The sequence below is a fragment of the Enterobacter cloacae complex sp. 6730903 genome, from assembly GCF_048283985.1.
GTDB classification, from domain to species: Bacteria; Pseudomonadota; Gammaproteobacteria; order Enterobacterales; family Enterobacteriaceae; genus Enterobacter; species Enterobacter hormaechei_C.
On the sequence record NZ_JBLVXX010000013.1, the window covers coordinates 90,061 to 100,354 of the forward strand.

9 protein-coding genes are annotated in these 10,294 nt (G+C 52.1%); all 9 read left to right on the forward strand.

Translation table 11 applies throughout. From position 1 onward, the window contains the following. The first annotated feature begins 12 nt into the window (after window positions 1–12). Window positions 13–1,446 carry a serine/threonine protein kinase gene (locus ACNQ0W_RS09455; RefSeq protein WP_062933510.1) on the forward strand — a complete coding sequence of 478 codons (1,434 nt, stop codon included), beginning with the start codon at window positions 13–15 and terminating at the stop codon, window positions 1,444–1,446. 25 nt (window positions 1,447–1,471) lie between these two features. Then, window positions 1,472–2,938 (forward strand): hypothetical protein, encoded by a 1,467-nt coding sequence (locus ACNQ0W_RS09460; protein WP_045907250.1) that lies wholly within the window; start codon window positions 1,472–1,474, stop codon window positions 2,936–2,938. 11 nt (window positions 2,939–2,949) lie between these two features. Continuing rightward, on the forward strand, window positions 2,950–3,696 hold the full coding sequence (locus tag ACNQ0W_RS09465) for an ankyrin repeat domain-containing protein (RefSeq protein WP_062933523.1): 747 nt from the start codon (window positions 2,950–2,952) through the stop codon (window positions 3,694–3,696). A 197-nt stretch (window positions 3,697–3,893) separates the two neighbouring features. Continuing rightward, window positions 3,894–5,822: a type VI secretion system Vgr family protein gene (locus ACNQ0W_RS09470; RefSeq protein ID WP_417933189.1), complete on the forward strand. Its 1,929-nt coding sequence runs from the start codon at window positions 3,894–3,896 to the stop codon at window positions 5,820–5,822. An 11-nt stretch (window positions 5,823–5,833) separates the two neighbouring features. After that, complete coding sequence (locus ACNQ0W_RS09475) at window positions 5,834–6,628, forward strand: DcrB-related protein (protein WP_417933190.1); 795 nt, start codon at window positions 5,834–5,836, stop codon at window positions 6,626–6,628. Between the two features lie 2 nt (window positions 6,629–6,630). Further along, window positions 6,631–7,971, forward strand: coding sequence for a PAAR domain-containing protein (locus ACNQ0W_RS09480; RefSeq protein WP_062933513.1), 1,341 nt, complete (start codon window positions 6,631–6,633; stop codon window positions 7,969–7,971). Beyond that, a complete protein-coding gene (tri1, locus tag ACNQ0W_RS09485) occupies window positions 7,971–9,071 on the forward strand; it encodes an ADP-ribosylarginine hydrolase Tri1 (protein WP_062933514.1) in 1,101 nt (366 codons plus the stop codon). The genes ACNQ0W_RS09480 and tri1 overlap by 1 nt, the downstream gene beginning before the upstream one ends. 364 nt (window positions 9,072–9,435) lie before the next feature. Beyond that, window positions 9,436–9,873, forward strand: a complete 438-nt coding sequence (locus tag ACNQ0W_RS09490) for a hypothetical protein (RefSeq protein ID WP_237764199.1) — start codon at window positions 9,436–9,438, stop codon at window positions 9,871–9,873. 64 nt (window positions 9,874–9,937) lie between these two features. Then, a partial coding sequence (locus ACNQ0W_RS09495) for a contractile injection system protein, VgrG/Pvc8 family (RefSeq protein ID WP_417933191.1) occupies window positions 9,938–10,294 on the forward strand: 357 nt, incomplete at its 3' end.

Here is a 10,294-nt window from a genome sequence, read left to right on the forward strand (position 1 = left end):
GAACTGTAAAAGATGACGGATAATGATAACAATCGGACTGTCCCAAACGCGCTCCCGGTCGGGTACCGTTTCAATGAGTTTGAGATAAAAGAGGTGATTGGCGGCGGCGGATTCGGCATCGTCTATCGCGCCTGGGATCACCAGCTCGAACGCACTATCGCTATCAAAGAATTTATGCCTTCCTCCCTCGCCGTGCGCGGCGAGGATATGACGCTGGTGCTGCGCAGCGAGCGCTTCGGCAAAGCGTTTTCTGCCGGTCTGAACAGCTTCATCCAGGAAGCCCGCCTGCTGGCGCGCTTTAACCACCCGAACCTGCTGCACGTCCTGCGTTTCTGGGTGCAAAACGACACGGCCTATATGGGGACGCTGTTTTACAGCGGTACCACGCTGTCGCGTCTGCGCGAAGAAAAACCGGAGCTGATTAACGAGGCGTGGATCCGCCGCATGCTGCCAATGCTCTTCGGCGCCATCAAAACGATCCACGACGAGGGGTATCTGCACCGCGACATCTCGCTGGATAACATTCAGATTCAGGATAACGGCCTGCCGGTGCTGCTCGATTTCGGATCGGCGCGCCGCACCATCGGTAATCTCTCGGATGAGACGGAAACCATGCTGCGTCCGGGGTTTGCGCCTATCGAGCAGTATACCGACGACAATGAAAGCGAGCAGGGACCGTGGACGGATATCTACGCGCTCGGCGCCGTATTGCGCACCCTCATCGTCGGCTCTCCGCCGCCGGTCAGCGTGGTGCGTTCGATTCAGGATACCTGCAAACCGCTGGTGGAGCTGATGCCTCAGGGCTATTCCATTCCGCTGTTACAGGCCATCGACAAGGCGCTGGCGCTGCATATGGAAGACCGTCCGCAATCCATTGAGGAGTTTGCGGCGCTGATCGAGATGCCCGTCGCCGGTATCGACGAGGTGCTGACCGCGAAGAAGACCGGCACGATGCTGGTGCCGGTGGAAGAGGAGACATCTGCTTCCGCGCTGGACTGGCGACGTTACAAGCTTCCGGGGCTGGTGGCCGCGGGCGTGCTGGTTGGGGTGGTTGCCGGTGCGATGCTGTTCGGCGGCGGCAGTCAGGAAACGCCAGCGCAGACGGCGCAAACGCCTGCCGTGAGCCCTCCGGCTGAGACCTCCGCCCAGGCGGAAACCAGACCGGCCACGGCTGACGCGAGCGAGCCGGTCGCACCACCGGCTACGGCGCAGCAGAGTGTGCCGCCTGTCGACGCCAGCCCGGTCGCGCTGGTCTATATCCGCATGCTTGATGGCGAGACGCTGAAGGTGAACGGCGAGTCTAAAGCGCTGCGTCCGGGGAATAACGGTTACGCGTCGCTGAAATTGCCCGCGGGCGAGACCCGCATTGAACTGGAAGGCAATGGAAGAACGCGTACCCAGACGCTGGATATTGCGAAGCCAGGCACCTGGCTGGTGAATCCGTAAGCCTGCGGGTAACAGGACGGAGCGAATGTATAACATCAAGTTTGTCTATCTGTTCCACGAGAACGTCTCGCCAGCGCTGTTTGCGAAAATAATCCGCCCGTCCGTTGCCGGACAGTGGATTATGTCGGTTCCCGACCATTCGCTGCGCTCGCTCTTCACGCGCTACGATCTGCTGCGCACGATCACCGGTGCGAATCCTTATCAGTCCGGGCGCGATACCCGCACGCTGATCGCGCAGGATTTAGAGATGGGCAGAGTGGTTGCCATTGACGAAAGTTTTCGTGACTGGTCATCAGTAACGGAAATTTTTTATATCAATGCCAAAGGGCAACTCCAGGCTGCCTCGCTGGTCGGCCTGGGCTGGTATCCGGTGAGTACGATTGTCGACCGCTACGAAACCATGGTGAGAACGTACGGATCTCGCCCTGCGCCAACGGTACTGCCAAAACAGGTGGTGAAATCTAAAACGGCACAGGTGCCGGATGAACCTACTCCGGGCAAGGATGGTAAAACCTATGCCGGGCAGCTTCAGAAGATGACCAAAGCAGAGCGCTGGCAGGCGCGTAAAGATCTGATTGCGAAGGGAAGCAATAGCCTTTATCCGGATGCCCAGATCGCCGCTAAGCGTCTGGCGGCGAATAATATCGCGGTGGAAAAAGCGAAGCTTGCGGAAAATATTTATAAGACCGTGAACCCGCTGGAAACCACACCGGGCGTGCCGGAGGGGTGGACGGATATCAGTAATGACGATGCGCTATTAGGAAAGTTCGGGCTGAACAAATCAATGCTCTTTGACGATGATACGTCCCCCAATTTTCTGGCGCGCGTCTATCAACCGAAGCCGGAAGTGTTTGGTACAGATATGAACCCCACACTGGTATTCAGGGGATCGCGCGAGCCTGGTTTCGCCTCTCTGTCTGATAATGTCTCCTCTTTACTGACTAAAGGGGAGCTGGCGCCGGTGGTAAACGGGGCTGACTGGTCGAATAACTTCTCACAGGGCATGGGTATGGCTTCAGATTATTATAAAAAGGCCGTGAGTATTGGTAAGGAGCTGGCAAGGTCAGGCCAGAATATTGATATTGCCGGTCATTCCCTTGGTGGTGGCCTCGCCTCTGCAACCTCCATGGGCAGCGGGAAAGCGGGGTGGACGTTCAACGCCGCCGGCCTGAATGCCGGAACCGTAGAAAAATACGGCGGCAAGATATTAGGCAGTACGGATAATATCCAGGCTTATCGGGTTGAAGGTGAGCTGCTGACGAAGATTCAGGAAGTTAACCCCTGGGAGGATCTGAAAACGATGAAAGGGCATGTCCCTTCGTGGATCCTCAAAGAGGAAATCTCTGCGCTGAGCCCTAATGCTGCCGGAATACCCCACGATCTTCCCGGTGGAACCGGAAGCGCGCTGGACCGCCACGGGATTAATCAGGCGATTGATTGCATAGAGCAACAGAAGGACGAGGATATTTCGATAATCGGGAGTCGATTGTGAAAAAACGGTTGATGGCTTTTGTCGCGTTATGTTTTTTATTCATGATTCAGGGGTGTAAGCAGGATATGGACCTTAATCCACAGGACTACTTCAGCGGTCAGCAGCTTGAACTGGCGAAAGCGATTGAAGAAGGCGATGTCGACGCGGTGAAGACGCTTGCACCAGACAGCGATCTTAATAAACCGGGAAAGCAGGATATGACCCTGCTTTTTTGGGCCATCGGCAACGCGATTAATGATAAAAAAACATCGTCCCATTTAAAGGTGATTACGTTGCTTGTTAAGGCCGGCGCAGATCCGCTCCAGCCTCGACCGCAGGGAAAAAGCAGCCCTGCCGAATTTGCCCTGAAGGGGGACAGCGCAGACTGGATCAACGCTATGCTGGACGGTGGTCTTTCGCCCAATGTGAAAGATAAGGTCTTCCACGAACCCATTATCTTCCAGTCGCTAAAAGCGAAAAATACAGAGACGCTGGAAGCCATGCTCGATAGCGGAGCTGACGTCAATGCAACCAATTCACTGGGTAAAACGCTGGTGTTTGATGCGCTGGATAACCAGGCTTACGATCATGTCTTGTTACTGCTCGATCGTGGAGCGGACCCGTCAGTTAAGGCTAAAAATGGCTGGTCAATGAGTAATGCGCTTGCGGACGCGCTGAGTGGACTGGATCGAGGCAGTGAGCAATACGAGAAGTTAAACGAAATAAAAGAGAAACTTATCCAGAAAGGGGGCGAATGGCCACCTGCGCCCGTTAAGTGATTGCTTAACGGCCATGAAAGTCAGAGATAAGGTTTTTTCCGGAGCTTCCATAAGCCTGCACTCTTTGGATTTATAAAAACGAAAGTTCGTACCTCCAGACAAATCAACCCAGCATTGCATCAATCCAAATCCACCTCGTCGAAATTAGCTTTACGTTCATAAACGTTCCCAGCATAAACCATTACGGAATAAAGATTATGCTCAACCGAATTACCGTCCAGCTCCCGGTTGAGGGGCTGCTGTTCTGGAAACTCTCCGGCCGCGAGGCGATGTCCGAGTCGTTCGCGCTGACGCTGACCGTGCTCGGCACAGACGCGCGCATCGACCGCAGCAGGCTGCTCGGCCAGCCGGTCACGGTGACCATCCCGACGCAGAATCTGCTGACCTCCCGCTATGTTAACGGCAAGATTACCCGCGTGGCGGTGAGCGCCGTGGAGCTGACGGGCACCCGCTATGCGGTGTACCAGCTGACGGTGGAGCCGGACCTGTGGCCGATGAAGCGCGACCGTAACCTGCGTATCTTCCAGGGCCAGACGGTACCGCAGATTGTCAAAACTCTGCTGGGTGAGCATCAGGTTAACCTCGAAGACAAACTTACCGGCAGCTACCGGGTGTGGGACTACTGCGTGCAGTATCAGGAATCGAGCCTGGACTTCATCAGCCGCCTGATGGAGCTGGAGGGGATTGCGTACTACTTCAGCCACGAGGCCGACAAGCATACCCTGGTACTGACCGACGCCGCTACCCAGCACCAGCCGTTCAGCGGCTACGAGGTCATTCCTTACCACCAGACGCCGTCCGGCGGCAGTACGGATGAAGAGGGCATCAGCCAGTGGGCACTGGAGGACAGCGTCACGCCGGGGATTTACAGCCTCGACGACTATGACTTCCGCAAGCCGAACGCGTGGCTTTTCCAGGCGCAGCAGAACCCGGCGTCCCCGAAACCGGGCAGCATCGACGTGTACGACTGGCCGGGTCGCTTTGTGGAGACAGGCCATGCGGAGTTCTACGCCCGCATCCGTCAGGAGCGCTGGCAGGTGGAGCATCAGCAGATTCAGGCGACGGCCACGGCGGCGGGCATTGCGCCGGGCCACATCTTTACCCTGACCAACGCGCCGTTCTTCAGTGACAACGGCGAGTATCTGGTGACGGCGGCGGGTTACCACTTCGAGGAGAACCGCTACGCGAGCGGTGAGGGGAAAACCATTCACCGCACCGATTTCACCGTTATCCCGGCGTCGGTGTCCTACCGTCCGGCGCAGAGCACGGCGTGGCCGCGCACCTACGGCCCGCAGACGGCGAAAGTCGTGGGACCGCAGGGGGAGAGTATCTGGACGGACAAATATGGCCGCGTGAAGGTGAAGTTCCACTGGGACCGTCTGGCGAAGGGCGATGACACCAGCTCCTGCTGGGTGCGCGTGTCGAGCGCCTGGGCGGGCCAGGGCTACGGCGGGGTGCAAATCCCGCGCGTCGGCGATGAGGTGGTGGTGGACTTTATCAACGGCGACCCGGACCGTCCAATTATCACCGGTCGCGTGTATAACGAAGCCAGCATGCCGCCGTGGGCGCTGCCGGCTGCCGCGACGCAGATGGGCTTTATGAGCCGGACAAAAGACGGTTCCGTGGACAATGCCAACGCCCTGCGCTTTGAGGACAAGGCGGGCGCAGAGCAGGTGTGGATCCAGGCCGAGCGGAATCTGGATATTAACGTCAAAAACGACGAGTCGCATTCTACTGAAAAAAATCGTACCCAGTTTGTTGGTGAAGATGAAACGTTACGGGTAGCGAAAAACCAGAAATCAGGGATTAAAGGCGATGTGATATGCCTGACGGGTAAGAGTCGAACCGATAAAGTCGTTAACAACTTTATACTTTCCGCAGGGAATACACTGAGACTGGAATGTGGTGAGAGTGCCCTTGAGCTATCCAAAGACGGTAGCGTTCATATCATTGGTAATAACTTTAACTTTACTGCAAAACAGACTGCACAAATTAATACACTTTCCGGCGAGTTGCACCTGAACCCTGATGATGGACGAAACGTCATCGTTCCGCCTGGCGCATCCCTTCAGGGTGAAATCCAGCAGGAAGTAGATGGTTTTTTTGTAATTAATGCCAATAAGTAAGAGTGATCAGAATGGCCGAATATATTCTTCAGGAAGCAACTCTCGCCTTACCCGATGTATTTAAAGACAGAACAATGAATTTATTTACCCTGAGTGATAATGGAGCAAGCGAGTTTACTTTTGTTGTTTCTCGTGCGAGTGCTAAACATGAAGATAAAGTTCATGATGCGGCAACTCGCCTGGTACGAGAGCTGGAAATCACGGTGCCCGATTTTCGTCTTGAATCCTCTCAGATGACTTCTGTTGATGGTCACCCGGCGGTAGAGCTTTTTTATCAATTTAAAAATGATAACTCAGCCATCTTTCAGAAGCAGACGGTGATTTTGCTCGGTGACCATCCTGGCGGACAAAAGCTGGTGTGTTATATTGGCACATGTCCGGGCGAATTTAGCGATTATTATCATAATCAATACCGGGAAATTATTCGCAGTATTAAATTCCACAAACCAGCTCTGACCGAAACTAAAGAAATGCTCGCTGCCGACAGCCTGGGGCCATTTTTTGCGCTTGATGTTGAGAGTAAGGTACTTAGTGTTTTTGAAAACATGCAGGAACTTTATGGACATCTTTCGCTTCAGCGGGCGAAAGAGGGGCAGTATTTGCTTTTTGAAAAACAGGGTAAACCGCTCAGTATTGCACCCGTTCCGGGCAGCCAACCCCTTCGTTACGCGCTGTGGACGACTTTCGCAGACGAGTCACATCACTTGCTTTCACAGCTTTCCGTTTGCCGTCAGGTCGCTGGCTCTGACCAACTTAATACACCCGATCGGATACGTGGGTATCTGATGGCACAGCGAGCCGAATAGTTATGTCAGAATGTCTGGCCGCACGCGTAGATGATGAGATTGCTCATACAGCCTCAAAAGGCTGGATGATCGCAGGATTGGTTGGTGGGGCAATTCTGGGCGCAGCTGCCGTTGTCGTGACCGGAGGGACCGCGCTGGTTGCTGTTTCTGCCGTTGCGGCTGGGGCATGTGCTGCGGGTGGGTTGGGTGAGCTCCTCGGCAGTATGTCATGGGCTCCACGCCACACGACAGGTACGCTGAAAGAAGGTTCACCCAATGTCTTTATCAACAGCCGAAAGGCTATCCGCGCGCATCTGTCAGCCGGAGAGTGTGATGAGCACAGCGGTAGCCTGCAACGGGTTGCGGAAGGATCGATAAAAGTTTACATCAACAACTTTCCCGCCTCCCGCATTGGCGATAAGTTGACTTGCAGCGCCGAGATTAGTCAGGGATCGCGTAATGTTATTATTGGTGGAAGCAAAGTTCAGACCGATGAAATAAGTCCTGAAATCCCTGAATGGGTAAACTGGACGATGCTCGCCGTTGGTGCAGGAGCGATGGCGGTGCTGGCCAGTCCGGCAATCGCACTTCTGAGTACCCTCGGTGCGATGGGCGGTGGCAGTGTTGGTAGCTATGCGGGGGGAATGCTGTTTGGCGAAGGTAGCGACGGTCAGAAATGGGGGATGCTGATCGGCTCTGTTATCGGCGGCGGGGCTGGCATTAAAGGCGGGGCACGGTTTGATGCGTGGCGGGCTGGTAAAATACCGGCAGTTAGACCTGTCGAAGCAAGTCCATTAGGCGCTACAGCTTTAAATAAACCGAAGATGAGTTTATCCGAGGCTGTAGGTAAAGACCTGGCGAATACATGGGTAACGAAGGGAAGACAACTTGCTGAACAAGGGGATAAACGACTCTCCTCGCTGCTAACCGATGATGAGGTAGGGGCTCTTTACGGTTATACTACGAATGAAGGCTATCCGATGGTTAACAATGCGCTAAGAGGCCAGACTGAACTTACACCAGAAATTCAAGCTTTTGCGGATCACGCTACTAGCGCTCTTGATAAGCTTCCTTCCTATGAGGGGTTAACATATCGAGGCGCGACGTTACCTGAAAACGTACTAATGGAAAATCAGGTGGGTAGTATTGTTTCTGATCCAGCATTTATGAGCACCGATCAGAAAGTTCCTTTTTCAGGAGATACCACCATTACGATAAATGGTAAAACGGGTAAGCCTATTGATTTTCTTTCTGAATATAAAGGAACTGAAACTGAAGTGCTTTTCAAACCAGGTACCAAATTTGAAGTTGTTGAGCGTGTTGATGCTGGTGGTAAAACCGCGCTTACATATAAGGAATTATAATGATCGATCTGCACAGTGATTTAAATACGTTACTAAAGTATGTGGACAAATATCGACAATACTTACCCGTTAGCAGCCCTTTGGTTCAGCGAAGGATGCAGTATACTTATGAAAATAAGCCCTTAGTATCATCCTCGAATAGTAATGTACAAGAACAATGGGACTTAACACCACAATGTAACATCTCACTCGCGGAATCACGGGATCGTGCTATCGGTGCGCTTATAGGTCTTGCTGTTGGAGATGCTGTTGGTACGACGCTCGAATTTTTACCTCGTGACAAAGCACATGTCAGTGATATGACAGGTGGTGGACCATTTCGCCTCCGCGCAGGTGAATGGACGGATGATACATCCATGGCATTATGTCTTGCGGAAACGCTTCTTGAGAAAGGTGATGCTGATACAATATGCTTCAGAAATAAACTTCTGGAATGGTATCAGCATGGTTATAATAGTTCAAATGGCGTCTGTTTTGATATAGGCAATACAACTCGGTTTGCTTTAGAGCAATATTTAACTGTTGGTCCTGGGTGGAGCGGTAATACTGCGCCAGAAACTGCAGGTAATGCTTCCATTATCAGACAAGCACCTGTCTCTATTTTTTTTAGAAAGTCATTAAGTAAAGCGTTTTATGAGGCTAAAAAACAAAGTATAGCAACGCACGGAGCCGCTGAAGCAATAAATAGCACACAGTATTTAAGTTATTTACTTGTGCATATGATTAACGGTAGCAATAAGGATTTTGTTTTTTCTCCTCACGTCATGCCGCTACAGCCACGTGTAATGATTATCAACGTGGGTGAATATAAGCAAAAAACTCGCGATCAGATTCGTTCAAGTGGTTATGTTATCGATACGCTTGAGGCCGCGATGTGGTCCGTATGGAATACTGATAACTTCCGGGATGCGATTCTGCTGGCCGCCAATCTTGCCGATGATGCTGACAGCGTTGCGGCGACAGCGGGACAAATCGCTGGAGCATTATATGGTTATTCCGGTATTCCGCAGGAGTGGAAAAGCAAACTCGTACAGCACGAACGTATCGCCAAAATGGCTGGTGAACTGTTCGATAGAGCTCCAGAGGATAATTTTTTATAATTATATTAGTCATCGGGCACGGGTATTGTACCGTGCCTCTTTCTTTGTCTGTACCTAATGTTTTGTTAGCTAAAAACATCCCTTCGTGTCAAACATTTTAAAATACGGATTCTTTCAGGAGAGAAGATGTGGTTACCATGGTTTGTGGATAAAAAATTATATTAAGCTGGGTTGAACTAATGGTGTCATTGGTATAATCAATCAACAGTTCGGGCCAAATATTACGCTTGGTATCAAAATCTCTCGCTTCGTTAAGCTGTATTTTGATGTTTTATGGTGTTTGGTTTGGAAAAGAAGTGTGATGTGAAGTGAGATGACGATACGACAATGCTTGGAGATACAACATGTATAAATGTGGTACGTTATGATGCATTGGCTTTTCTTTATTCTCTTTATGATTTGGACACAGACGCTTATATGGAATGGAAAAGACTTGTTCAATAAAAAACAATGGTTCCTGGCCGGGTTGATGTTTGTTCTGGTGCTGGTGGCTACGGTTGTTATTGGTTTTACGTTGAAATGGTTAGCTCTGTCAATGTCATTATTCTCCGTCGCAACGGCGAAACACTATTCGATTATCTTTTCCATGTCTTTGCTGTGCGTATGGGGACTAAAAGTTACCGTTGTGCTGCTCTGCACGATCTTTTCCGGGATTATAGGGAGGCACAAAAAATACAATGCGAAAAATTATGGAGCAATATCGTCTATAACACGCGTCATTGCGCCTGGCTTACTTATCGTTGCTAAAAGCGTAGTTTCCCTGGGTAGCGTCCTTATGTTTTCAGGTTTATGGCTTAAATAAGCACGATATTTAATAAAAAATATCTCAATGAACACTGAGATGAGTCCATAGTGGAATAAAGATTATGCTCAACCGAATCACCGTCCAGCTCCCGGTTGAGGGGCTGCTTTTCTGGAAACTCTCCGGCCGCGAGGCGATGTCCGAGTCGTTCGCGCTCACGCTGACCCTGCTTGGTACGGACGCGCGCATTGACCGCAGCAGGCTGCTGGGCCAGCCGGTCACGGTGACCATCCCCACGCAGAACCTGCTCACCCCCCGCTATATCAACGGCAAGGTGACGCGCGTGGCGGTGAGCGCCGTGGAGCTGACGGGCACCCGCTACGCGGTGTACCAGCTGACGGTGGAGCCGGACCTGTGGCCGATGAAGCGCGACCGTAACCTGCGTATCTTCCAGGGCCAGACGGTACCGCAGATTGTCAAA